The sequence below is a fragment of the Mesorhizobium sp. WSM4849 genome (assembly GCF_055811385.1).
The window spans coordinates 177,676-200,939 of the sequence record NZ_JBVVPW010000010.1; the positions used below are offsets into that span (position 1 = coordinate 177,676).

General features: G+C 61.3%; 21 protein-coding genes. 13 read left to right on the plus strand and 8 right to left on the minus strand.

The window, feature by feature from the left end; all coding sequences use genetic code 11:
- The first annotated feature begins 252 nt into the window (after positions 1 to 252).
- From AC0L3L_RS13730 to AC0L3L_RS13765, 8 genes are all read left to right on the plus strand, one after another.
- Positions 253 to 636, plus strand: a complete 384-nt coding sequence (locus tag AC0L3L_RS13730) for a hypothetical protein (RefSeq protein ID WP_473637960.1) — start codon at positions 253 to 255, stop codon at positions 634 to 636.
- A 320-nt stretch (positions 637 to 956) separates the two neighbouring features.
- A complete protein-coding gene (locus AC0L3L_RS13735; protein WP_473637961.1) occupies positions 957 to 1,286 on the plus strand; it encodes a DUF3592 domain-containing protein in 330 nt (109 codons plus the stop codon).
- Positions 1,287 to 1,595: 309 nt separating this feature from the next.
- A complete protein-coding gene (locus AC0L3L_RS13740; RefSeq protein ID WP_473637962.1) occupies positions 1,596 to 2,336 on the plus strand; it encodes an orotidine 5'-phosphate decarboxylase / HUMPS family protein in 741 nt (246 codons plus the stop codon).
- A complete protein-coding gene (locus tag AC0L3L_RS13745) occupies positions 2,321 to 2,827 on the plus strand; it encodes an SIS domain-containing protein (RefSeq protein WP_473637963.1) in 507 nt (168 codons plus the stop codon). The genes AC0L3L_RS13740 and AC0L3L_RS13745 overlap by 16 nt, the downstream gene beginning before the upstream one ends.
- Positions 2,828 to 3,135: 308 nt before the next feature.
- Positions 3,136 to 4,608, plus strand: a complete 1,473-nt coding sequence (locus AC0L3L_RS13750; protein WP_473637964.1) for an ABC transporter substrate-binding protein — start codon at positions 3,136 to 3,138, stop codon at positions 4,606 to 4,608.
- Between the two features lie 73 nt (positions 4,609 to 4,681).
- Positions 4,682 to 5,818, plus strand: a complete 1,137-nt coding sequence (locus AC0L3L_RS13755; RefSeq protein ID WP_473637965.1) for a carbohydrate ABC transporter permease — start codon at positions 4,682 to 4,684, stop codon at positions 5,816 to 5,818.
- Positions 5,815 to 6,861: a carbohydrate ABC transporter permease gene (locus AC0L3L_RS13760; RefSeq protein WP_473485525.1), complete on the plus strand. Its 1,047-nt coding sequence runs from the start codon at positions 5,815 to 5,817 to the stop codon at positions 6,859 to 6,861. The genes AC0L3L_RS13755 and AC0L3L_RS13760 overlap by 4 nt, the downstream gene beginning before the upstream one ends.
- 5 nt (positions 6,862 to 6,866) lie before the next feature.
- Positions 6,867 to 7,943, plus strand: coding sequence for an ABC transporter ATP-binding protein (locus AC0L3L_RS13765; protein ID WP_473637966.1), 1,077 nt, complete (start codon positions 6,867 to 6,869; stop codon positions 7,941 to 7,943).
- Positions 7,944 to 7,949: 6 nt separating this feature from the next.
- Here AC0L3L_RS13765 and AC0L3L_RS13770 read toward each other — a convergent pair whose 3' ends face one another.
- The 6 genes from AC0L3L_RS13770 to AC0L3L_RS13795 all read right to left on the minus strand — a co-directional run bounded on the left by AC0L3L_RS13770 (position 7,950) and on the right by AC0L3L_RS13795 (position 15,141).
- On the minus strand, positions 7,950 to 9,458 hold the full coding sequence (locus tag AC0L3L_RS13770; protein ID WP_473637967.1) for a tripartite tricarboxylate transporter permease: 1,509 nt from the start codon (positions 9,456 to 9,458) through the stop codon (positions 7,950 to 7,952).
- A 10-nt stretch (positions 9,459 to 9,468) separates the two neighbouring features.
- A complete protein-coding gene (locus AC0L3L_RS13775) occupies positions 9,469 to 9,942 on the minus strand; it encodes a tripartite tricarboxylate transporter TctB family protein (protein WP_473637968.1) in 474 nt (157 codons plus the stop codon).
- A 78-nt stretch (positions 9,943 to 10,020) separates the two neighbouring features.
- Positions 10,021 to 10,992, minus strand: coding sequence for a tripartite tricarboxylate transporter substrate-binding protein (locus AC0L3L_RS13780; RefSeq protein WP_473637969.1), 972 nt, complete (start codon positions 10,990 to 10,992; stop codon positions 10,021 to 10,023).
- Between the two features lie 181 nt (positions 10,993 to 11,173).
- A complete protein-coding gene (gene uxuA / locus AC0L3L_RS13785; protein ID WP_473637971.1) occupies positions 11,174 to 12,382 on the minus strand; it encodes a mannonate dehydratase in 1,209 nt (402 codons plus the stop codon).
- 198 nt (positions 12,383 to 12,580) lie between these two features.
- A complete protein-coding gene (locus AC0L3L_RS13790; RefSeq protein ID WP_473637972.1) occupies positions 12,581 to 13,687 on the minus strand; it encodes a glycosyltransferase in 1,107 nt (368 codons plus the stop codon).
- A gap of 8 nt (positions 13,688 to 13,695) precedes the next feature.
- Positions 13,696 to 15,141: a GumC family protein gene (locus AC0L3L_RS13795; protein WP_473637973.1), complete on the minus strand. Its 1,446-nt coding sequence runs from the start codon at positions 15,139 to 15,141 to the stop codon at positions 13,696 to 13,698.
- On the opposite strand from AC0L3L_RS13795, the gene AC0L3L_RS13800 reads away from it, so the two are divergent.
- Together AC0L3L_RS13800 and AC0L3L_RS13805 are read left to right on the plus strand one after the other, a co-directional pair.
- Positions 15,140 to 15,436 carry a hypothetical protein gene (locus AC0L3L_RS13800; RefSeq protein ID WP_473637974.1) on the plus strand — a complete coding sequence of 99 codons (297 nt, stop codon included), beginning with the start codon at positions 15,140 to 15,142 and terminating at the stop codon, positions 15,434 to 15,436. The genes AC0L3L_RS13795 and AC0L3L_RS13800 overlap by 2 nt on opposite strands.
- Positions 15,433 to 16,746 (plus strand): VpsF family polysaccharide biosynthesis protein, encoded by a 1,314-nt coding sequence (locus AC0L3L_RS13805; protein ID WP_473637975.1) that lies wholly within the window; start codon positions 15,433 to 15,435, stop codon positions 16,744 to 16,746. The genes AC0L3L_RS13800 and AC0L3L_RS13805 overlap by 4 nt, the downstream gene beginning before the upstream one ends.
- A gap of 18 nt (positions 16,747 to 16,764) precedes the next feature.
- Here the strand turns inward: AC0L3L_RS13805 and AC0L3L_RS13810 are convergent, their stop codons facing one another.
- Positions 16,765 to 18,120 carry a glucosamine inositolphosphorylceramide transferase family protein gene (locus tag AC0L3L_RS13810; RefSeq protein WP_473637976.1) on the minus strand — a complete coding sequence of 452 codons (1,356 nt, stop codon included), beginning with the start codon at positions 18,118 to 18,120 and terminating at the stop codon, positions 16,765 to 16,767.
- Between the two features lie 285 nt (positions 18,121 to 18,405).
- On the opposite strand from AC0L3L_RS13810, the gene wecB reads away from it, so the two are divergent.
- Genes wecB through AC0L3L_RS13825 form a run of 3 tightly spaced genes read left to right on the plus strand, consistent with a single transcriptional unit; the run spans position 18,406 to position 21,690 of the window.
- Complete coding sequence (wecB, locus tag AC0L3L_RS13815; RefSeq protein ID WP_473637977.1) at positions 18,406 to 19,560, plus strand: non-hydrolyzing UDP-N-acetylglucosamine 2-epimerase; 1,155 nt, start codon at positions 18,406 to 18,408, stop codon at positions 19,558 to 19,560.
- Positions 19,553 to 20,890 (plus strand): UDP-N-acetyl-D-mannosamine dehydrogenase, encoded by a 1,338-nt coding sequence (gene wecC, locus AC0L3L_RS13820; protein WP_473637978.1) that lies wholly within the window; start codon positions 19,553 to 19,555, stop codon positions 20,888 to 20,890. Before wecB ends, wecC begins: the two co-directional genes overlap by 8 nt.
- A complete protein-coding gene (locus AC0L3L_RS13825) occupies positions 20,887 to 21,690 on the plus strand; it encodes a WecB/TagA/CpsF family glycosyltransferase (RefSeq protein ID WP_473637979.1) in 804 nt (267 codons plus the stop codon). Before wecC ends, AC0L3L_RS13825 begins: the two co-directional genes overlap by 4 nt.
- An 83-nt stretch (positions 21,691 to 21,773) precedes the next feature.
- Here AC0L3L_RS13825 and AC0L3L_RS13830 read toward each other — a convergent pair whose 3' ends face one another.
- On the minus strand, positions 21,774 to 23,213 hold the full coding sequence (locus AC0L3L_RS13830) for a lipopolysaccharide biosynthesis protein (protein ID WP_473637980.1): 1,440 nt from the start codon (positions 23,211 to 23,213) through the stop codon (positions 21,774 to 21,776).
- Positions 23,214 to 23,264: the final 51 nt, after the last annotated feature.

The following is a 23,264-nucleotide window of genomic DNA, read 5'->3' on the forward strand; positions in this document are numbered from 1 at the left end:
CCCGGTGCGGCCGTAGCCGTGAGCGGAATAGGGCTTCATCGAGCGGCGCCAGAGTCACCTGATTCTCTGGTAATCGACGCTGCAGAAGTTAACCCCCGCTTCCACCTAGAGGGCCGCTTTGCACGCGATCTCTGCGTGCGCCGCAAAGCCTCAGTCGGATAGCGACCCATTGCTGACGCTTTCCGACTTGTAATACCTTCCCCTTCGCAAACATCCTAATCACAAAAGGCAACTTGCACCGGTGGATTTCTGATGACGCGAGGTTTGATTCTTCTTGCATGGATTATCGTCGGAACGTGGACAAGTTCGGCATTGGCTCAAGATGCCGCCGAGAAAACCTTTCCGCACGACATCACGCTTAGCGATTTAGCTCCCTTGAAGCTTGCAATCCGGAAGCACCTTGCCATCTCGGCGGAACCAACCGTGTGGATCGCGATGGCTCGCATAGGAGAAAGTCGGGTTGTCTACCTTTGTGGGCTTACGGATGGTGGCAGCGTGTCGACCTCCATTCTCTTCTTTGCAAAGAAGGCGGACGGGGCTATCGAAGTCGAAGAAATTGATAGTGACTCTAAAATCGATGACAGGGCCAAAAAGCTTTGCGACACTCACGGCTTCCGCACCCCTATCCCCGGCTGAACCTCCGCAACCTTTAAGGACAGCTTCCCATTTCACCCATCTGGTCATTCCGCATTTATGGGTTCACGACTTAGGACTTCCGACGTTCGGGCTTACGGTGACAGTGAAATATGGATCGCGGCAGGCGGAAAGAAAAAAGGTGCACTGTCACCGTAATTCCAAGCCACCGAAATGATGGCGTTGTGGCGTGCAACCGAAGCATGGTTGCCGGACCAGGGCGAGACAGCGGGCGCCGCAGGGCAGGGCATCATGAGAAGATGAATGATCATAAACTTATAGGTAATGTTAATATCTTCTAGCAATGGTCGGCGTGAGAAAGAATGGATAATTATCATGCTGGTTTTATTTTTGTCTTCGTGTGCTTTGGAATTGGGGTCCTTGTTTTTGTTCTTGCAACTATTCAGGAGAATAGATTTGCAGAGAAGGCGATAGATTGGCCGGTGGTTGAGTCCATGGTAGTAGATAGATTGACTGCCGCTGTTGATCCTGTAACTTATGATATAAAAGTGAGTTACTTGTTCGATGGCAAGAAATACGACTCAGTAGCTAGGAATTTTTATGGAAAAAAGACGACCAATAAACATGTCGGAGACACTGTGCTCATAAAGGTAAATCCAAGAAAACCGGATGAATGCGTACTGTTTTCGTAGGAGCCGGTCGGCAAGGTAGGGGAAGCAAGTGGAAAAGATTATTCTCTTAATTCTGGAATTTCAATTGGGATATTGAGAAAAGGGATTTAAGCATTGGCAGTTTCTCCCTAAACGGGAGACTAGTAATGCAGCAGTCATTAAACCAGCCTGGGATTTTAACTGCCAGAGCCGAGGTTGGATCTGGGTTTTTTCGAGTCCGTGCCGCGGTCGAAGCTAGGGGCGGTTCGGCCAATCCTAGAGCTTTGCGGTCTGCCACTGAACGGAATTGTCGATGTTCGCCGTTGATTAGCTCGACCTATCAAATCTACTGTGCGCTGGTCCCAGAAGCGCACGACAGTAAGTTGGCCGTTGTCGTCATGCCGCTGTCTTAAGCAATCCGAGAGAACCGTCTTGCTCCTCCAAGTCGCCTTCGACAAGCCTGAACACCTGGCCCTGCTCCCGCAGATGAAGGCGTTCGCCGACATTGTCGAGATCGGCACGCCGTTGCTGAAACGCCTCGGCCTCTCTGCCATCGCCACGGCGCGCGAGCTCTGCCCTGAAGTCATGGTGTTGGCTGATACCAAAACCGTCGACGGCGGCCAGCTTGAGGCTGATATGGTGTTCGGCGCCGGTGCCGCATTCATGACGGTCCTGTCGTGTGCTTCGTCCGCCACGCATGAGGCGGTGGGAAGACGTGCCGCCGCCTTCGGCGCGACGGTCATCGTTGATACCATCACCGAGGCGGGCAAGGCAGAATTGCTTCCCTTGAATGCTGTCTTCCCCGAAAGCTTCTGCTACATCGCGGTCCACTCGCCAACCGATGCGCGGCTGGCGGGCAACACCTCCACGTCACATATCGACGCCGTGAGAAAGATGCATGATCGCGGCTTTCTGGTTTCGCTCGCCGGCGGGATCGGCCCCGACACGCTGGAAGCGGTGATCGCAGTCGAGCCTGAAATCCTGGTGGTGGGCAGCGCCATCACAGAATCCGCAAGTCCGAAAGAGGTAGCCCGATGGATTCGCGACAGATTGCCCAATCCAGGCCGTGGCTGGCCGTGGGACAGGAGATAACCGACGTTCTTGGCCGGATCGACGCCGACGCCTTTGCAAGGCTGGTGCAGGCGTTCGATGACCCCCACCAGCGATGGTTCTTTTCCGGTCAGGGACGCTCCGGCCTTGTCGCGCAGATGGGTGCGATGCGCTTCATGCATCTTGGCCGAACGGTGCATTTCGTCGGTGAGGCATCGGCGCCATCGATCCGCAAGGGCGATGCGCTGCTGATCGTCTCCGGCTCTGGAGAGACGCCGGTCAGCACAGGCTTTGCCCGCATCGCCAAGGCGGAGGGCGCCAAGGTCGTTACGCTGACGCATAAGCCGGCCGGGACCCTGGCCGGCATTGCCGACGTCACGCTGCATGTACCCATCGAGGAATCGAAACAGTTTGGCGGCAGCCTGTTCGAGCAAGCCTGCCTGATCCTGCTCGACAGCGTTGTGCTCGGCCTGGCGAAGCAGATACCCGAAGCGCACAGACTGATGTTGCAGCGCCACACCAACCTGCAGTGACGCCCATGCCGGTGGTGAGCACCGGTGACGGGATTGTCGATGCGGTGAAGTTTTCTCAGCCAAGATCGAGGGGCTTCCTGGCGGCGGCGCGCTAAAACCGCTGCATGCTTTTGGGCGACATGCATTAGCCGGGAAGCTTGGCTGGGCACCTCATCTTCCGTTGCGGCAAGGCACTGGACTCGCTGCGCGATGCCGATATTGTGCTTGAGGAGCGTTGGTGCCGTGCTCTGGCGACGGCAGCCGACGGGGAGATACCGGCGGCTTGGTTTTCGCAGGAACAAGTCCCGGTCAACACGGGAGGAAGTCTGATGAGAATTGGGGTCTTTCTGGCTGGCTTTTCGGCTTTTGCCGCGCTGGTTGGCGCACCTGCCTTTGCGCAGGACAAGCCGTTTGCGGGAGTTACCGTGAACGTCATTACACAGACTGGTGCGATTCAGGAGCCGCTGCAGAGGCGCGCGCCCGAGTTCGAAGCGCTCACCGGCGCCAAGATCAACGTTATCGCGGTGCCCTTCTCGGATCTCTATCAAAAGATTCTCACCGACTGGGCGAGCGGCACCAACTCGGTCGACGCCGGGGTGTTCGCCCCGCAGTGGATGGTCGACTACATTGCCGGCGGCTACCTCGAGGACCTGACGCCGCGGGTCGAGGCCGACAAGGACATCCAGCAGGACGATGTGGGCGCGTTCTTCCGGGACTTCTCCGAAAAGTACAGCGGCAAGACCTACATGATCACGCTCGATGGCGACTTCCATATGATGTACTACCGCAAGGACGTGCTGGAAGCGGCCGGCCTGGCGGTGCCGAAAACCTGGGACGAATATCTCGAAGTCGCCAAGGCCACGCATGGCAAGGACATGAGCGGCGATGGCACACCGGATTTCGGCTCGTGCATCGCCAAGAAGCGCAACGCGCAGAGCTACTGGTTCGTCACCGATGTGGTCGGCTCGATGACCCAGTCCAAGGGAACCAGCCAGGGCACCTTCTTCAACACCAAGGACATGACGCCGCTCGTCAACAACGACGCCTTCCGCAAGGCGCTCGACTTCCTGTCTGAATCGACCAAGTACGGCCCGCCGGACGAGCTGAACCTCGACGTCAGCGACACAAGGCCGCTCTTCGCTTCCGGCCGCTGCGCGCTGAACCTCGACTGGGGTGATGTGGGCACGATCTCGATCGATCCGGCGCAGTCCAAGGTGATGGGCAAATGGGGCGCGGCGATCATGCCCGGATCCAAGGAGGTCCTGAACTGGGACACCGGCAAGCTTGAGGCCTGCACGGCAGAAAACTGCCCGCACGCGATCGACGGCGTGAACCATGCACCGTTCGCCGCCTTTGGCGGCTGGGGCGGCGGCATCAACGCGGCGGCCGATCCGAAGGTAAAGGACGCCGCCTACGCGTACTTCTCATTCATGACGCAGCCGGCACAGTCGAACGCCGACGTGACCGTCGGCGGCACCGGCTTCAACCCGTATCGCACCTCGCAGCTCGGCTACAGCGACCTTTGGAAGAAGGCCGGGATGAGCGAGGAGGAGGCCAAAGTCTACCTGGGCGCGATCAATGACAGCATGAGCAGCCCGAACATGATCCTCGACCTGCGCATACCGCAAAATCAGAAGTACCAGCAGGTCGTGCTCGACGAGGCGGTCTCGCGCTTCCTCGCCGGCGAAATCGACAAGGAAGCGACCGTCGCTGCGGTCGAGGAAGGCTGGAATGAGCTGAACGAAGAGATTGGCAAAGACGAGCAGCTCAAACTTTACAAGGCGACTATCGGCGCCAAATAGGCATCAAGCAATCGACCCGGCGTGGCATCGGTCCGCGCCGGGTCTCGTGCCTGCCACACTTTCCCGGGTTATGATGACCGCAACCGACACGATGCCAGAAGCTGCCGACCGCCGTAGCTGGGCCGAATGGCTGGACGGTCACTCGGGCCGGATCATGGTGCTGCCAGCCGTCATCGTGCTTCTCTGCTTCGCGATTTTTCCGCTCATCATCTCGGCCTATCTCGCGCTTTCGCGCTTTGCGCTCGCGTCGGGCGGATTCACGCTGAAATTCATCGGACTTTTGAACTTCCGCAAGCTGCTGGTCGGCTCGCAGCAGTATCACCTGCTCGGCAAGTTCGGCACGTTCGGCTTTGTCCAATCCGCGGTGCTGGTATTGATCGCGGCAGGGCTGCTGTTTCTTCTCGCCCGCTATCTCCGGCGTGGCAGGCCGACCATCGTCGGCACGGTTGGTCGCCTTCTCGCGACGGCAATGGCTATGGGCCTGGCGGTACTTGCGCTGGCCACCATGGCGCCTGGCGGCGTGCCAGGGACTGTCGTCAACACGCTTCTCTACGTGTTCGTCGGCGTATCCGTGCAGTTCGCACTGGGGCTGGGCCTTGCGCTCCTCTGCGGGCAGCCTATCCGCGGCCGGAATTTCTTTCGTGTCCTCTTCTTCATCCCGCTGATGGTGACCCCGGTCGGCATCGCCTACACATTTCGCATGCTCGCCGACATGCAGAAGGGGCCCTTCGCCCCGCTCGTGCGCGCTTTCGGCATCAGCGAGTGGTCGTGGGCCACGGAGGCCTGGTCGGCACGGCTGATGGTATTGGTCGGCGACACCTGGCAGTGGACGCCGTTCATGTTCATCGTGCTGCTGGCGGCCATTGAGAACCAGCCGCGCGATCAGGTCGAGGCGGCGCGGCTCGACGGCGCCAACGGCTTTCAGATTTTTCGCGACATTACCTGGCCGGCGATCGCGCCGATTGCCGCTACCGTCGTGCTGATCCGGCTCATCGAGGCTTTCAAGATCATCGACCTGCCGAACGTGCTCACCGGCGGCGGCCCCGGTCTAGCGACGGAATCGATGACGCTCCATTCCTTCATTTCCTGGCGCACCCAGGATCTCGGCGGCTCGGCCGCTATCGGCTACATGCTGCTCTTCATCTCGACCATCGTATGCGTCTCGTTCTTCAACTTCGTGGTCCGGCCGGCGCGCCGGTTCGAAGCATGAGCGCCGAGCCGCGCTCACTGGCGCGCCGGCTGTTCGAGCCGGCTTCGATCGACAGCCAGGCGCCGGTCGCCAGGGTCGTGACCTATGCGCTTCTGTTCCTGTGGGCGCTGGTTGTGGTGGTTCCTCTCTACTGGGTGTTGATCACCTCCTTCAAGGGGCCTGGCGAGGTCGACAATGGGCCGTTCTATCTCCCGTTCGTCGACTTTGCCCCTTCGCTGCAGGCATGGCATTTCATGCTCGTGCAGAATTACACGCTGCGCCCTTACATGAATTCGGTCGTTGTCGCGTTCGGCAGCACGGTGCTCGCCGTCCTGATCGGTTCGCTGGCGGCCTACGCTCTCGTGCGTATCCGCTTCCAGGTGAAGCTCGCCGCCGTTGGAATCTTCCTGATCCTGCTCACCGCAATCATCGTGGCGGTGGCCACTTTCGGCGTGCGGTGGGAGATCGCCATTGTCGTGGCGGCCGCTCTCTTCATCATTGCGCTGTTCACGCTCGTTGGACGCACGAAGCTTGCCGTAGGCAACAACGACATCGAGTTCTGGATCATCTCGAACCGTATCATGCCGCCGATCGTCGCCGTGTTGCCGATCTATGTGATGTTCCAGCAGATGCGCCTGCTTGACACACAGGTGGCGCTGATCGCCACCTACACCGCCATCAACCTGCCGATCGTTGTGTGGCTGACGCGTGATTTCTTCGCCGGCATCCCGCTCGACCTTGAGGAGAGCGCACAGATAGACGGAGCCTCCAAGTTCCGCGTGTTCTTCACCATCGCGCTGCCGCTGGTGCGGTCCGGCCTGGTCGCGACCTTCCTGCTGGTGCTGATCCTTGCCTGGAACGAGTATCTGCTGGCCCTGTTCCTTTCCAATGTCGATGCGCAGACGATGCCGGTGCTGGTATCGGCGCAGAACACGACGCGCGGGCCGCAATGGTGGAACATGTCGGTGTTGATCACCGTGATGATCGCTCCCGTGATCGTCATCTCCAGCATCCTGCAGAAGCACATCGCGCGCGGACTGCTGGTCGGCGCAGTGAAGGGCTAGTCGATATGCGGGTCACCCTGTCCGATATCTACAAGTCCTTCGGCGCGGTCGAGGTGGTCAAAGGGCTCGACCTGGAGATAGAGGACGGCGAGTTCCTGGTGCTGCTCGGCCCTTCGGGCTGCGGCAAGACGACGGCGCTGCGCATGGTGGCCGGGCTTGAATCGGTGAGTTCCGGCCGCGTCCTCATCGGCGACCGCGACGTCACCCACGTGCTGCCCAAATATCGCGACGTGGCGATGGTATTCCAGTCCTACGCGCTCTATCCGCACATGACGGTAGCGGAGAACATCGCATATCCGCTGAAGCTGCGGGGCGTGCCGCGCGCCGAACGCGACGCCTCCGTCCGCAGCGCCGCCGTCAAGGTCCACCTTGAGGAGTTCCTCGACCGCTATCCGCGGCAGCTTTCCGGCGGTCAGCGGCAGCGCATCGCGCTCGCCCGCGCCATGGTGCGGCGGCCGAGCGTCTTCCTGATGGACGAGCCGCTCTCCAATCTAGACGCCAAGCTGCGCGGCCACATGCGCTCGGAGCTGAAACGCCTGCAGGCCGACCTGGGCGTGACGACGATCTACGTCACCCACGATCAAATCGAGGCCATGACCCTGGCTCACCGTGTTGCCATCATGAACCGTGGCGTCGTGCAGCAGATCGCGACGCCCCGACAGATCTACGACGATCCGGCGAACCTGTTCGTCGCCGGCTTCATCGGTTCGCCGCCGATGAATTTTCTCCAGGGCGAGCTGATCGAGGGTACCTTCGCCTGTGCGGAAGGGCGATTTACGACCAGCGTTGCCGAAAGCCGGAAAAAGGTCACTGCCGGCCTCCGGCCCGAGGATTGCCGGGTCACGGGCCCATCGGAGGGCAAGATTGCGGCGCGGGTCTATGCTGTGGAACTGATCGGCGATCATACCTTGATCACCTGCCAGTTCGGTGGCGCCACCGTAACCGTCAAGGCCGACAAATCGGCGCATTACGATATGGACGAGCCGATCGGCATCACCTTCCAGGACACCGCCGTCTTCCTGTTCGATTCGGAAACCGGGGCCCGCATCGGCGGCCGCGCCGGTCGACAGGCGGCCGCGTGACTCTCGCTAATTCTCCTCCACAAACACCTCTTCGCGCTTCTTCTTGACCGCCGGCAGGAAGACGATGACGAGGACGGCGAACGCGATGAAAAGCAGGCCGGCGCTGATCGGCCTCGTCACGAAGGTGCTCGGGTCGCCGCGCGCGAGAATCATGGCGCGGCGCAGGTTTTCCTCGAGCAGCGGGCCGAGCACGAAGCCGAGCAGCAGCGGCGCCGGTTCGCAGCGCAGCTTGGTCAGGAGATAGCCGAGGAAGCCGAAGAAGGCGACGGCGTAGAGGTCGTAGATGTTGGTGTTGACGCTGTAAACGCCGATCGAGCAGAACGCCATGATGATCGGGAAGAGCACGTAATAGGGGATCGTCAGGAGTTTTACCCAAAGCCCGATCAGCGGCAGGTTCAAGATTATCAGCATCAGATTGCCGATCCACATCGAGGCGATTATGCCCCAAAACAGCGCCGGCTGTTCGATCGCGACATTGGGGCCGGGCACGATGCCCTGGATGATCATCGCGCCGATCATCAGCGCCATTACCGGGTTGGCCGGAATGCCAAGTGTCAGCATCGGGATGAAGGAGGTCTGCGCGCCGGCATTGTTGGCCGATTCCGGTCCGGCGACGCCTTCGATGGCGCCCTTGCCGAATCCCCCCGGGTTTTTCGATACGCGCTTTTCGACTGTGTAGGAGGCAAAGGCTGCAAGGATCGCGCCGCCTCCCGGCAGGATGCCGAGCGCCGAACCGATGATCGTTCCGCGCACGATGGGTGCTGCCATGCGCCGAAAGTCCTCGCGCGTCGGCATAAGGCCGGAGACCTTTCGTATCATCACGGAGCGCTCGTGTTCGTTTTCGAGATTGCGCAGTATCTCGGCGATGCCGAAGACGCCGACCGCCACCGCAACGAAATTCAGCCCGTCGGCATATTCGCGGATGCCGAGCGTGAAGCGCGGTGTGCCGGTGTAGATGTCGGTGCCGACAATGCCGAGCAGCAGGCCGAGCACAACCATCGCCAACGCTTTGACAATCGAGCCGTGGGCGAGCGCGACGGACGAGACGAGGCCGACGACCATCAGCGAAAAATACTCGGCCGCGCCGAATTGCAGCGCAATCGCCGTCAGCGGCGGAGCGAAGATGGCGACGAGGAAGGTCGACACGGTGCCGGCGAAGAACGAGCCTATCGCCGCGATGGCGAGTGCCGCCCCGGCGCGGCCGTTCTTGGCCATCTGGTAGCCGTCGATTGCGGTGACGGCTGACGAGGATTCGCCGGGCATGTTGATGAGGATGGCGGTGGTCGAGCCGCCGTATTGCGCGCCGTAATAGATGCCGGCGAGCATGATCAGGGAGGAAACCGGATCGCCGATCTGGAAGGTGATCGGCAACAGCATGGCGATGGTCGCGGTGGCGCCGATGCCGGGCAGGACGCCGATCAGCGTGCCGAGAAGGACGCCGATCAGGCAGAAACCGAGGTTTACCAACGTCGTTGCCGTCGAAAAGCCGAGCGCGAGGTTGTCGAGGAGTTCCATGTTCATCGCCTCACAATGCCGGCCATGCGGGCAGCCACGGGCCGAAGCGTCGGAACGGCAGGCCGAGCGCATAGCTGAAGACGAGGAACGCAAACAGCGTCAGGCCGGCGGAGAGCACGAGCGCGGTCAGCGGCCTCATGCGGCCGCTGGCAAAAGATGCGATCAGCGCCGTCAGGAAGATCGAGGGGATGAAGCCGAGGCCTCGCACGGTCAGGCCGAAGAAGATCGGGGCAGGGAGGATGAACAGCATGCCGCGCCAGGCTATATGGCCGATCGGCTCGCTCTCGAAGCGCACCGCTTCGATGAGGATGACGACGCCAAGCAGGATCAGCACGATTGCCAGCACCAGGGGGAAATAGCCCGGTCCCATCCGGAAGGCGGTGCCGATTTCGAGATTGAGCGACTGCAGCGCGAAAAATCCACCGAGAAAGATGAACAGCGCGGCGCATATGCCGTTGGTCGTGTCGATTGTGAAAGGTCTCATGACGTCCTCCCAGGCCCGTGCCGCGGGCGCGCCGTTGCAGTGCGAAAACGGGGCGCTGGTGGCGCCCCGTTCAAAACCTCAGTCGGCGTATTGGCCGGCGGCTTCGATGATCGGCTTCCAGCGCGCGATCTCGCTTTCCAGCTTGGCCTTCAGCGCGGCTGGCGTCGCGTCTGCGTCGGACGACGGCTTGGTGCCGAGTTCGGCGAAGCGGGCGACGACATTCTGGTCCTTCAGCGCGACCTGAAGCGATTTCGACAGGCGTTCGGTGATCTCGGCCGGCGTGCCCTTGGGTGCATAGATGCCATGCCAGATGCCGACCTGCACTTCTGGGAGACCGGCTTCCGTCGTGGTCGGCACGTCCGGCAGCACATCGAGGCGTTCCGGCGAGGTGACGGCGTAGGCCTTGATCGTGCCGCCCTGGATCTGCTTGGTGGTGTTCGTCGTCTGATCGCACATGATGTCGACCTGGCCGCCGAGAAGATCGGTCATGGCCGGGCCGGTGCCCTTGTAGGGGACGGTGACCAGCGGCGTGCCGATGGCGCTCATGAACAGCATGCCGCACAGATGCGAGGCCGCGCCTATGCCGGCGTTGGCGACGGTGACGGTGTCCTTGTTGGCCTTGGCGTAGTCGACCAGCCCCTTCAGATCTGTCGGCTCGAGGTCCTTGCGGCCGACGATGGTCATCGGCACTTCGGTAACGAGGCCGATATACTCGAAGCTGTTCAGCGTGTCATATGCGAGCTTTCTGTATAGCGTCGCGCTTGTCGCCATGCCGATATGGTGGAGGAGCAGCGTATAGCCGTCGGGATCGGCTTGCGCGACGCGACCGGCGCCCAGCGTGCCGCCGGCGCCGCCGACATTCTCGACGATGATCTGCTGGCCGAGATCCTTCGACATGGCTTCCGCGACGAGGCGCGTGACCGTGTCGGTCGGGCCGCCGGCCGAAAACGGCACCACGACGGTGATGGTGCGTTCGGGATAGGTTTGCGCGCCCGCTGCGAACGAATACAGCGTAGCGGCGGCGGCCAGAGCGGCGGCGAACTTTCTCATCGTGATTTCCTCCCAGGATATGAATTCCCAACCGCCGCCTAGAGTTTCTCTCAATACCGGCTGTGGATGGACCAATAACTAGCGCATGTTAGCGGATTGCAATCGGACTGAAACCGCAAACTGCGATTATGTACAACCGTCCGCGCACAATGGGCCGGGGGCGAGGCCGACCCGCGGTGAATTAAGCTCTTGTCGACTCTCGAATGGCATGTTCGACCCCGCGAAGTTCGGCCAATCCCTTGAGCCGACCGATGGCGGGATAGCCGGGCTGGGCTCCGCGCGTCAGGTCATCGAGGATATCCTGGCCATGGTCGGGGCGCATCGGAATGACGGCGTCCGGGCGATCTTCCTTCTTGCGCCGCGCTTCCTCGTGGAGCAGCGCCGCCACCACCGCCACCATGTCGGTGTCGCCGGCAAGATGCTCGTCCTCGTGGAACGAGCAGGGAGTGCTGGCCGCTTCCTTGCGCACATTGCGCAGATGGGCGAAGTGGATTTTCGGCCCCATCCGCCCGATCATGCCGGGCAGATCATTATCGGGTCTTGCGCCGAGCGATCCCGTACACAGTGTCGCGCCGTTGGCCGGGCTGTCGACTGCCCCCAGAATGTACCTGTAGTCGGCCTCGGTCGACATGACGCGCGGCAGCCCCAGCAGGGGAAACGGCGGATCATCCGGGTGGCAGCAGAGACGCAGGCCGAGACGTTCGGCCGTGGGCACGACCTCCGCCAGGAAATCGACGAAATGCCGGCGCAGGGTCGTTGCGTCGATGCGGTCATAACTTGACAGTTGAGCCGCGAGACCGTCGAGAGACGTGTCTTCGGTCGAGCCGGGCAGACCGGAATTGACGCTTCTCGCCAGGATCTTCCGCGCACCGTCATCCATCTGCGCATATCGGCGCTCCGCCTCGGAGGCGATCTCCGGTGTGTAGTCGCCGAGCGCCCCTAGGCGTTTCAGGATATGGATGTCGAATGCGGCGAAGTCGATCAGATCGAAGCGCATGGTGGTGCCGCCATGCGGCAGGCGCCAGGCAAGATCGGTGCGGGTCCAATCGAGCACCGGCATGAAATTGTAGCAGATGACCGAAATGCCGGCCCGCGCCAAGTTTTCCAGCGATATCCTGTAGTTGGCAATATGGCTGCGCCATTCGCCGACCTGCGTCTTGATCGCTTCGGAAACCGGCAGGCTCTCGACAATCTCCCAGTTCAGATCGCTTGCGCTTCCATCCGGCAAAGACGCGACTTCGCGCTGACGCTTTTCGATTTCGGCGGGCAGCCAGACCGCGCCGTGAGGAACGTGGTGAAGCGCCGAGACGATGCCTTGCGCCCCGGCTTGACGCGCATCTGCGATCGTCACCTTGTCGACCGGGCCGAACCAACGCCACACATGTCTCATTCGAACACCTCTTTAAAAGGGAATCGCTTCCCACCGCCGTGCCGGACCCGCTGCTCCTCTTTCAGCGGCTGCTATCAGATTCCGGTGTATCTGACATCCATCCTGCTCGGCCGGCGACGGCGATGCACGGATGCTGATCCATCGACGCGAATGGCAATAAGCGGCTGCCTCAACGAACGCCAGCGCGAAATTCCCTGGCTAGAGCAGCGCGTCGTATAGATCCCCGATCTTTTCAACTTCGAAATCCGCTGCCCTGCTTTTCAGGATGGCGGCAGAAGTGGGGTGGTCCAGCATATCAGCCATCGCCTTTGCCAGGGCCGCGGCATCGCCGACCGGCACCAAGGCGCCGAAACGACCGTCACCGAGAATCTCGCGCGGGCCATGTGGCGCATCTGTGGAGACTACGGGAACACCAGCAGCCATGGCCTCGACCAGCACATTGCCAAACCCCTCGCTCGTCGAGGAAAGGACGAACAGATCGGCTGCGGCATAACAGGCCGCGGGGTCGTTGACGTAGCCGGCAAAGAGCACATCCGCGCCGATACCGGTTTCCTGGGCATAGGTGCGCAGCTCGGCAGCCAGCGGACCTTCGCCGAAGATGACTAGCCGGGCGCGGCGGCCGGCGCGCAGGAGAGCGAAAGCCTGGAGCAAGGTCCAATGATCCTTGACCGGCACCAGACGCCCGGCGGTGGCGATGACCGGGCCGTCGCCCATCGTCGCCAGCCTGGCCTGCCATGCATAGGAAACTTGCTGGAGCGCCGCAACCGGCGGCAGCGGATTGTTGATGACGACAACCTTGGACTTTGGAAAGCCGCGGGCGGCAATGTCGCGGCCGACACCCATTGAGACGGCGATCGCCTTGGTTGCGCGCGCTGCAACCAGCGCGGAAAGCCAGACTGCTATTCTCGCGCCGAGGCTGCTGGAAGGCAGTGAGGCCGCTGCGTGGAAGCTTGGAAAGAACCGCGCTCGGCTTCGCGCCAAGAGAAGCGCCAGCGCCACGACCAGATTGGCAAATTCCGGGGCGCTATAGACCGCTTGGGGATCAAGGCGGCTGAGCAAACGCGCGCTTCGCACGATGCCTTTCAGCGTCGCCCACTTGCCGTAACCCTCGCCCCGGATGGGAAGGTCGAAATCGACCAGATGCACGGCAGGGGAGCGCAGCGCGTCGTTGGGCCCTTCCGCGTTCCAGGTAAAGAGTGTGACATCGTGCCCACGCGATGCCAATTCATTCGCCATGAGGACGAAGACACGCTCGGCGCCGCCGCCCCTGAAACTGGCAATATGAAAAACAATGCGCTTCGCCATACCTGGATTCAGGCTCGGCTGACGTCGATGCCTGATCGGTTCGGCGGTTGGCGCAGGTCGCGCACTATTCCCATGGCAAGGGCGAGCAGCATGCCTAGAGCAAAGCCAGCGAAAGCTCCCAGGCCTGCCACCAGCGGGGTGCGGGGCGGCCACGAGCGCCCCTTTGGCGGCACTGCGGTGGAAATCACCTGTACATTGGTGGTGTCGATCTGCTCGCGCTCGGTGATTTGGCGCGCACGAGCCACGAAGCTTTCATAGATCGTCCTCCTCGAGGCGGCATCGCGTTCAAGCTCACGCAGGGCGACCTGGGACTCGCTGTCGGTGAAAACATTGCCCTTCAGATCGTTCATCTTGGCGCTGAGAGAAGCCAATGAGGCGTTGGCTTTATCCAGGTTGGCTTTTGCCGTGCCGACCGTGCGGGAGAACTCCGCCCTGAGTTGAGAACTGACGGTTTCGAATTCTGTCCTCAGCCTGACGATCGTCGGGTGGCGCGGACCAAAGGTCATGGACTGTGAATCGATTTGCTGCCGCAAGCTATTTGCCTTGTCGCGCAGCGCCGCGAGTGCTGCCGAAACCGCGGGGTCAGGATTGGCTCCATTGACACCGGAAGCAACCAAGGCGTCGTAACTTGCCTGCGCAGCGATGACGCGCGATTGCGCCTGTCCAATTTCGCTATTGAGCTGCGTCATCGTCTGCGAACTGACAAGCTGGCCATTGCTGGAGGACAGGTTGTGGCTGCGCCTGTAGCTCTCGACCTTCTCTTCGGCCGCCTGCACGTCGCGCTTGAGTTGGCCGAGCCGGCCCTCAAGAGCGGCTGCGGCACGGCTGGCACCAGCGGCTTCGGCCTTGGCCAGTTCTTCCTGGAAAACCTTGACTATGGCCTGCGAGATCAGGATCGCCTTGCCGCTGGTTTCTGCTGACACCGAGAGGGTTGTGACGAACGAGGTTTCATCTGCAGCGACGCTGACCCGCTCCGCCAGGCTTTTCTGGGCGATAAGCTTCGGATCGGACTTGCCGCCACTCGCTGCAGCACCAGACGTGGCGGCGCTCTGGTCCGGGTCGAAAAACTCCGGATCCCTGGCCAGACCGAGTTCGTCCACTACACGTGCAAGCACGTTGCCCGAGGTCAAGATGCGCTGCTTGCTGCGCGCATTGAGCAGTTGGCTGTCGACCTGGCCCGGTTGCGTGTAGAGATCGTTTTCCACAACTTGCAAATTGGCGGGATTGATGAGGATTTCCGTCGTAACGGTATAACGCTGTTTGCTCAGCAACCCATAGGCGGCGCCGATGACGCCGCCGGCCACTGCCAGCATCAATGCCACGACGAGCCCGGCACGCAGCCAGACAAACAGGCGTCGAAAATCGAGCTCAAGGAAATCGCCGATCTTGTCAAGCGTCACCGTCGGGACAGGCTCGGGCGTGTGCGGAGTGACAGGGGCGGGGGTGCGTGCCATGACTGGGGCATCCTGTTGCAGCCTTGCCCTGCTGGCGCGCCGCGCATTCGCGATCCGCTCGAGTGCGCTGATATCGGAATCCGCTGCAGAGGGAGGGGTTGTGCCGGAAGCGGCGGACATGATGCTAACTCTGGTTATTCGCTTTGCGGGCCAGCACTACAGAAAGATCGTTAATATGTCATTTTCCAAGTTGGCATATTTTGCCGCTTCGCGCACGGCGTCCGTTCGGCGGGCCTCTGAATGGATCTCGTTGGCCGGAATGCCGTTTGAATACCCCGACTTGGATGGGCCATGAGCTATCCCGCTGCCGCATCGGAACGATTGTTGTCCAGCCAGGCGCGCCGTCAGAACGCACTGTCGCTTCTGTTTTTCCTATGCGCGGCGTTCGCGTTCCTGCTTCGCTTCACGGTGTCGCCGCAGATTATGAACATGGTCGTCGACTATACCGCCGACGGTGGCTCATTCTACGAGAAACTGCATTTCGGCACCTATGCTATCTTTCTGCTGCTTCCTGTCGTTCTTTTCAGCCGACCGTTTCTGCTGCAGGGCGACGAAATTGGAATATTCAAGGCATTGATGCTCTATTCCGCGCTGATTTTCGCGCTGGTGCCGTATCTGTTCATCACCCGCCGTGCGGGCTCCTCCGGGTTCATCATCGATACCTATCTGGTGGCGGGCGCCGCAGGCCTGTTGATGCTGGCCTTGAACGCAGAAGTGCGGCGGGCGTTGGGCGACGTCGTGCTTGGAATGGTGATCGTCAGCGCCGTGATGGGCACGATCGAAGCGGTGACGCAACATCGATTTCTGCCTTATGGTCTCAACGAACTGCAGTTCAGGCCAATCGGCCTGTCGGCGCACCCGCTGGCACTAGGTGCGCTCTGCGCCACAGCCATCGGGTTCGTGCCGCTGACGCGCTGGCGCATATGGGTGCGGGTGCTGGCGATCTTCGTATTGCTCGTCGGTTGTGCTGCGTCAGGCGCTCGCGCCGCGCTGATGCTCGCTGCCGCAGAAACCCTCATTCTGCTGATGTTCGTGCCTTGGCCGCGCCTGACTCTCAAGCATCAGCGGCAGGCCAAGTCCGTCGTGCTGCTGTTCGCCCTGGCTGGCGGCGCAGTGCTGATGGCGATACTGTTTTCGGGCGGGCTGCTGAATCGATTCGGCAACACGATCTTTGACGAAAATTTCATGGCGCGGGTGACGATCTACCAGGTGTTCGGACTTGTGAGCTGGAAAGACGTCCTGTTTGGCATGAACGTCGACGACCTGCTGGCGATCGTCAACGAGAAGTTGCATCTGCCCTACATCGAGAGCGCGCCGGTGGTCATCATCATGCTCTTCGGCTTGCCCATAGCCGTGCTCTTCATCGTGCTGGTATTCTGGTTCATTTTTCGGCTGCTGCGCGCGGCGGCGCTGCCGGCATGGATCGGCACCATGACGTTCCTGCTTGCTGCGCTGTCGAACAACGCGCTCTCGTCAAAATCGCCGGAGATCGCGATCATCGTGGTGCTGCTGCTTGCCTATAGAAACGCGCCGTATAGAAAGCAGCCGAAGGGCATTTCCTCGGCCGCGGTTGCATCCGAGCCGAAACTGGATCGGCTCGACTAAGCGCAACCTCCGGACGCGTCAGCCGGCGCTATCCACAACCTCGACATTGCCTGCGCGATTAAGCGTGTGAATGCCCGTGCGGGCCCATGCCGGTCCCGGGCCGATCGGGCGGGGCGGCGCAAAACGGACGTCGAAATCGTCAAGCGGGTCCAGGCGCATCAACCCGAGACCGCCGCCATAGGCTCTCGACCCGTTTTGCACCGGCAGAACTACGGCGTCACCCCGGCGAATAAAGGCGCCGCCGGGCCGAGCGGCCGAGTGATCGACGGCGATGGGATTGAGCGCATGCGCAACCCACGGCCCGCGCAGCGAGGGTGAGGAATAGACCGTCATCGTATCCGACGCGCTGCCGTAACCGAACCGCTCCGTCCCCAACAGCCAGAAGCGCCCATCCGATTCGAGCAGCGTGGCGTCATTGAAATCCTTGTCCGTCATCAGCACGGTATCGCGTACCCAGCGATCGGGAAACTGCGCGGCGCGGTAGAGCACAAGCTCGCGTGCCGCTCCACTTTCAGGAATCATGAAAATCTCGCCGGCCTGAGCGAACACCTGCGGATACGACAGGTGGTGCGCTTCCTCCAGCACCACCCTCGGCACACCGAAGGTGCCGTCGTCACCCAGTTCGGCGACAGAAATCACGCCGCGACCGGTAGCGTAGGGAAATTCCTCGACAAACAGATAATGGCGGCCATCGCGCTCGATGACGAATGGATCGGCGTAGAATCGCCGACCATCGTCCGCGAGGACGGTGAACGGCTTACCGTCGAGTTGCCCGGTTTCGGCGACACCTGGCCCGTCGATCAGCCGATAGGCAACCTGCCAATAGAAGGGACGCCGTCCACGTCCGAGCTTTTGCGCGGCGCGATCGATCAATCCCTTGCAGAAAAAGGGCAGGTAGTGCCGGACAAAACCGCCGTTCCTGAGGATCGGTGCCGGGCTATCGGCAACCGGAACAAGTTCGCCCGCGGAAAAACGGGCGACGCTTTGCGCAACCAGCGAGATGGCCCCGGCGAGCAGGTCGTTGCAACTGCGAGACAGCCAGAGCCGATCGCTGAGCATCGGTCGCCCCCGAGCGACTGTGACGCCATCGAGGCGAACGGCAAGTTCGGGCAATCGCCCGCTCGCCAGCATCTCGGCCACCCCAGCGGGGAAGGTGCTGTGGCCGCAAAATTCGAGCGTCAGAACCGGCGTGCCACGTCGTGCGGCAGTGCCGGTGAGATCGATTATGAGGTCGGCTGGACCAGAACCGCCAGACGGCAACGACTCGGAGCGGCTTGCCAATGAGGGACCGAAACGCCGGCTCTCGATCGCCAGCACAATATCCAGGCCGCGTGCGAGCGGCGCAGGCGTTTCCGCGCGGCTGCTGGAAACCACGTGACCAGCTGCGTTCAACCGAAGCAGAAGCTCATTTTCCCAACGCCAAGATCCGGCGATGTGGCCGATGATTAAAATATTAGTCAATCGAATATGTTCTTTTTCAAGACTACTGTGCCAGGTTACCTACCGGTTTAGGCTTTCATAAGAGTTACCTCAGGAGATCGTGGGCTTGGCTGTTAATCATATATTAAGATTTAAGGTCACGAAGGCGGCTTCTGCCGCTATAGCTCTTGTAGCGAATAATCAGCAGGTCGCGACGCCTTCCAGCGACCAGGATCAGCAATGAACGTCTTTTCACGTCCGAAACTGCCATCCAGGCAAAAATTGCTGATCGTGTTCGGCACGAGGCCAGAGGCGCTCAAGTGCTTTCCGGTAGTGCGTGCCGCGCTTGCCCATCCAGGTTTCGTTACCGAGACATGCATCACCGGCCAGCATCGCGAGATGGTCGACCAGGTCATTGAACTGACCGGCCTGCCGGTGCATCACGACCTCAACATCATGCAACCCGGCCAAACATTGTTCGACGTGACCTCGCGCGTGCTGCTGGGCATGGCCGAAGTGCTGGACAAGGCTAAGCCCGACATCGTCCTCGTGCAAGGCGACACGACCACGGCGATGACCGCGGCCCTGGCTGCCTTCTACAAGCGCATCCCGGTCGCCCATATCGAGGCAGGGTTACGCAGCCACGACATCAACTCTCCCTTTCCGGAAGAACTGAACCGCAAGATTGCCGGCGACATCGCGACCTGGCATTTCGCGCCGACCATCCAGGCGCGCGACAATCTCATCGCCGAAGGAAAGGCTGCGAGCACCATCTTCGTGACCGGCAATACGGTGATCGACACGCTGTTGCATTTTTCCGGCGCAATCGACGCCGACAAGCTGATGAGGGCAAAACTCGCCGCCCGCTTCCCGTTCCTCGATCCCGCCAAGAAAATGATCCTCGTCACCGGACATCGCCGTGAGAATTTCGACGGCGGTATCCATCGTATCTGTACGGCGCTGAAGGGGCTGGCAATGCGCCAGGACGTGCAGATCGTCTATCCGGTCCATCCCAACCCCAATGTTCGCTCGGTGGTCAACGCAGAACTGGGCGGCGTGTCGAACATCCATCTCGTCGACCCGCAGGATTATCTGCCGTTCCTGTTTCTGCAGAAGCAGAGCTATCTGGTGCTGACCGACAGCGGCGGCGTGCAGGAAGAGGCGCCTTCGCTGGGCAAGCCGGTGCTGGTGATGCGTGAGAATACCGAGCGGCCCGAGGGGATCGCGGCGGGTACCGCCCGTCTCGTCGGCACCGATATCCAAAAAATCCTGTTGAATGCCAACAGCCTGCTCGACGATCAGGCCGCCTATCGCGGCATGGCGGAACGACACAACCCGTATGGCGATGGCCGGGCCGGTAACCGGATCGTTGAGGAACTGCTGCATCATGGCTGAGATCAAGACCGTTTCCGTTATCGGCATGGGCTATATCGGCCTGCCGACCTGTGCCATCTTCGCCAGTCGCGGGCTCGACGTCATTGGCGTCGACGTCAACGAAGCGGTGGTCGAGAAAGTCAATCGCGGCGAAATCCACATCGTCGAGCCGGACCTCGATGGTTTGATCCAGAAGGTTGTAGCCAACGGCAAGCTTAGGGCTTTCAGTACGCCGCAGCCGGCGGACGCCTTTATCATCGCAGTGCCGACCCCGATGACAGAGCACCACAAGCCTGACGTGAGCTATGTGCTCGCGGCGGCACGAAGCATCGCCTCCGTGCTGAAACGGGGAGATCTTGTGGTGCTGGAATCGACGTCACCGGTCGGCACGACGCGCATCATGGCGGGACTGCTTGCCGAGTTGCGGCCCGATCTCAAATTTCCTGTCGTGCATGGCGAACAGGCCGATGTCCTGGTCGCCTATTCGCCCGAGCGCGTGTTGCCGGGAAAGGTCCTTACCGAACTGATCAACAATGATCGCTCGATCGGCGGCCTGTCGCGCAAGTCGTCGGAACGCACCGCGGCACTCTATTCGACCTTTGTTGCCGGCGACCTGTTCACGACCCAGGCCGAAAGCGCGGAACTGGTGAAGCTGACAGAGAACGCGTTCCGCGATGTCAATATCGCCTTTGCCAACGAGCTTGCGGCGGTGTGCCAGGATCTGTCGCTCAACGTCTGGGAGGTGATCGATCTGGCTAACCGGCATCCCCGCGTGAACATCCTCCAGCCGAGCCCGGGCGTTGGCGGCCACTGCATTGCGGTCGATCCGTATTTTATCATCGACGCCGCGCCTAACAGCACGCGGCTGATGGCTTCGGCACGCCGGATCAATTCCGAGCGTCCCTTGTCGGTGGTCAGGGACATAGAAGCCTTGCTCGATCCTTCCCGCAAGCAGACGATCGCTTGCCTTGGCCTCAGCTTCAAACCCAATATCGACGATATGCGCGAGAGCCCGGCTGTCGAGGTGGTGAAGCTTTTGTCAGATATTCCCAACCTGAAGATCATTGCGGCTGAACCCAACGCACACAGGCTGCCGCATGAGCTCGAGGGCAAAGGCATCGTCTTTTCCGATGCGCTTTCCGCCATCGACCAGTGCGATATCGTCGTCCTGCTGGTCGACCATCGGCAGTTCAATCTGGTTGATCCCGAAGCGCTCAAGGACAAGAAGCTCATCGACACAAGGGGTTTGTGGACCTGGCGCAAGGCACGTAAGCCCGACGCCCGCATCGAAGGCAAGAAATCGACGATCGAACACCTGGCGCTTCCTGCAAATGCAGAGGAGGCCGCATGACCGCGCACGACCCGGCATGGGCGCAGCATCGCCTGTTGGCGTCGCGGCGCCGGGAGTTCCTTGGCGCGCCGATCCATGCGCTGACCATGGCCGAGACGCTGGCCATCGCCGATGAGGCGATGACCCTGCGGCGGCCGCTGCATCATGTGGTGGTGAATGTCGCCAAGCTTGTGAACATGCGCAACAATACCGAGCTGCGGGAGGATGTTGCGACGGCGGATGTGATTAACGTCGACGGCATCGGCGTGCTTTGGGGGGCGCGTCTTTGCGGCGTCGTGCTGCCGGAGCGGGTGGCGGGCGTCGACATCATGATCAATCTGTTGAGCCTCTGCGCGAAGCGTGGCTTCAGGCCCTTCCTTCTCGGCGCCGAACAATCCGTTCTCGATGCCGTTAGAATGAGACTTGCCAGGGATCATCCGGGCCTCGTCGTCGCCGGCATGCGCAATGGCTATTTCAAACCGGAAGACGAGGCCGGCATCGTCGAGGCGATCAACGCCTCGGGCGCCGACTGCCTGTTGGTGGCGATGCCGACGCCGCGCAAGGAGCGCTTTCTCAAGCGCTATCGTGACGAACTCACCCCGAGTTTCGTCATGGGCGTGGGCGGCAGTTTCGACGTCTATGGCGGCAAGGTTGCCCGGGCGCCAAGAGTGGTTCAGGCGGCCGGTCTGGAGTGGTTGTTTCGCGTGGCACAGGAGCCGCGACGCTTGTGGCGCCGCTACTATGACACCAACACTGCCTACGCAGCGCTGCTGTGCCGGGAGCTAAGGGACCGTCGGGGACGCCGAAAGGTCGATCTTTAAGTAGCGATTTCCCCAGCAAACAGGGCGACCGCCTGGGGCTACAGCATCGGTCCGAACGGCAAATTCAAAATGCCATCGCGGGTCTATGCGAGCCGTAGCCGCGCCCTCAGCTTGGCTACGAATTGCATCGCGGCGGCAGGGTAGAACAGCCAGGTCAGCCCGAAGAAAACCACTGCGCCAGCGGTGCCGCCGGCGACGAGCGAGAAGATGGCCGGCATATCACCGAGCAGAGCGCTGGCAAGGCTGGCGGCCAGCCCCGTGCTGAGCGAGATGGCGACCGAAACGCCGATGTCGCGCCATGGCACCGGCACCGGCGTGAGCCGTTCGCTGATGATGATGCAGGCTAAAAGGCCTGCCAGCGATCCGCCCGCCAGCGCTAAAGCAGCGCCGACCTCCGCCATTGGAGGGATCAACAGCACGGACAGTGCGATTGTCGCCACCGAGCCGAAGGAATTGGCGATGATCAGCAGCCACGGACGCTTGTGCGCATGCACCACGGTGCCATAGACGAAGCTCGCGAGATTGGCACACAGCACGCTGAAGGCGATGATCGGAAAGAGCAGGCCGAAACGACCGTGATATTCGGAGGGCAGCAGGAGTTGCGTGATATCGCTGCTGAGTGCGACCAGCATTGCCGCAACCGGCAGGCAAAGGCGGATCATCAAGGCCATCAATTGCGACAGCAGCCGGCCCGACGCCGCAGGCCCGTCGTCGTCGAACCGGCTGACCACCTCGGGAAAGGCGCCCATGTTGATGGAGTTGGCGACCATATCGATGGGCTGGCGGGCCAGTGCGTAGGCGGCCGCGAAGATCGCCACTGCGCCGGCATCGTAGTAGATCTTGAGGAACACACGCTCGGCGCTGTGCAGGCCGAAGCCTACCAGCGCCATGATGACCAGGGGCACACCGAGGACGAAGAACTCCTTTTGGGTGAAGCGTGGCGGACCGGCAACGACGCGTCGGGATGCCATTAGGCCCGCCACGATTCCGGCGATTAAAACGCCGAGGCTCGAGCCGAGCGATACCGTCAGAAAGGAGTCTTGAAACATGACGATGGCGCCGATCGGCAGCGCGAGTTGCAGCACGGCGCGCAGGAACTCGAGCATCGAATAGACCGAATGACGCTGCTGCATCTGCAGCACCGTCAGCGCGAAGCGGCCGATGGAGCCGGCGATCAGGTAGCTGCAGACGGCGATCGCGAACCCGACCCAGCGCTCCGGCACGATCACTGCGGAGGCGACCACGGATATAATCAGCGCCAGTGCGGTGCTGGCAAGCAACACCCGCCCGGCCAGCATCAGGCTGCCGCGGCTGACGTCGCCTTTGCCGCCAAGCCTGAGCAAAGCGATGCGCAGCCAGTTGGTGACGGCAATGTCGGTCATTTCGCCGACGGTCACCACCAGGGTCAGCAGGCCATACTCGGTCTGATCGATCAACCGCGTCACGATGACCAGCAGGAGCAGCGCGGAAATCCGCGTCAGCAGGATCGCCGGGGCATAGATGAGCGTGGAGCGGAGCAGCAAAGGGTTGTCCCCGGGAAATTCATCTTCGATTAACCGTCGACCGGCGGAAAA

Bases quoted from the DNA above. Each gene is read 5' to 3' on its own strand.
- AC0L3L_RS13825 (WP_473637979.1), top strand. From the start codon at position 20,887: ATGACCGCGCACGACCCGGCATGGGCGCAGCATCGCCTGTTGGCGTCG.
- wecB (WP_473637977.1), top strand. From the start codon at position 18,406: ATGAACGTCTTTTCACGTCCGAAACTGCCATCCAGGCAAAAATTGCTG.
- AC0L3L_RS13795 (WP_473637973.1), bottom strand. From the start codon at position 15,141: ATGGCACGCACCCCCGCCCCTGTCACTCCGCACACGCCCGAGCCTGTC.
- wecC (WP_473637978.1), top strand. From the start codon at position 19,553: ATGGCTGAGATCAAGACCGTTTCCGTTATCGGCATGGGCTATATCGGC.
- AC0L3L_RS13775 (WP_473637968.1), bottom strand. From the start codon at position 9,942: ATGAGACCTTTCACAATCGACACGACCAACGGCATATGCGCCGCGCTG.
- AC0L3L_RS13750 (WP_473637964.1), top strand. From the start codon at position 3,136: ATGAGAATTGGGGTCTTTCTGGCTGGCTTTTCGGCTTTTGCCGCGCTG.
- AC0L3L_RS13730 (WP_473637960.1), top strand. From the start codon at position 253: ATGACGCGAGGTTTGATTCTTCTTGCATGGATTATCGTCGGAACGTGG.
- AC0L3L_RS13780 (WP_473637969.1), bottom strand. From the start codon at position 10,992: ATGAGAAAGTTCGCCGCCGCTCTGGCCGCCGCCGCTACGCTGTATTCG.
- AC0L3L_RS13800 (WP_473637974.1), top strand. From the start codon at position 15,140: ATGACTGGGGCATCCTGTTGCAGCCTTGCCCTGCTGGCGCGCCGCGCA.
- AC0L3L_RS13770 (WP_473637967.1), bottom strand. From the start codon at position 9,458: ATGGAACTCCTCGACAACCTCGCGCTCGGCTTTTCGACGGCAACGACG.
- AC0L3L_RS13755 (WP_473637965.1), top strand. From the start codon at position 4,682: ATGACCGCAACCGACACGATGCCAGAAGCTGCCGACCGCCGTAGCTGG.
- AC0L3L_RS13790 (WP_473637972.1), bottom strand. From the start codon at position 13,687: ATGGCGAAGCGCATTGTTTTTCATATTGCCAGTTTCAGGGGCGGCGGC.
- AC0L3L_RS13735 (WP_473637961.1), top strand. From the start codon at position 957: ATGGATAATTATCATGCTGGTTTTATTTTTGTCTTCGTGTGCTTTGGA.
- AC0L3L_RS13805 (WP_473637975.1), top strand. From the start codon at position 15,433: ATGAGCTATCCCGCTGCCGCATCGGAACGATTGTTGTCCAGCCAGGCG.
- uxuA (WP_473637971.1), bottom strand. From the start codon at position 12,382: ATGAGACATGTGTGGCGTTGGTTCGGCCCGGTCGACAAGGTGACGATC.
- AC0L3L_RS13760 (WP_473485525.1), top strand. From the start codon at position 5,815: ATGAGCGCCGAGCCGCGCTCACTGGCGCGCCGGCTGTTCGAGCCGGCT.
- AC0L3L_RS13765 (WP_473637966.1), top strand. From the start codon at position 6,867: ATGCGGGTCACCCTGTCCGATATCTACAAGTCCTTCGGCGCGGTCGAG.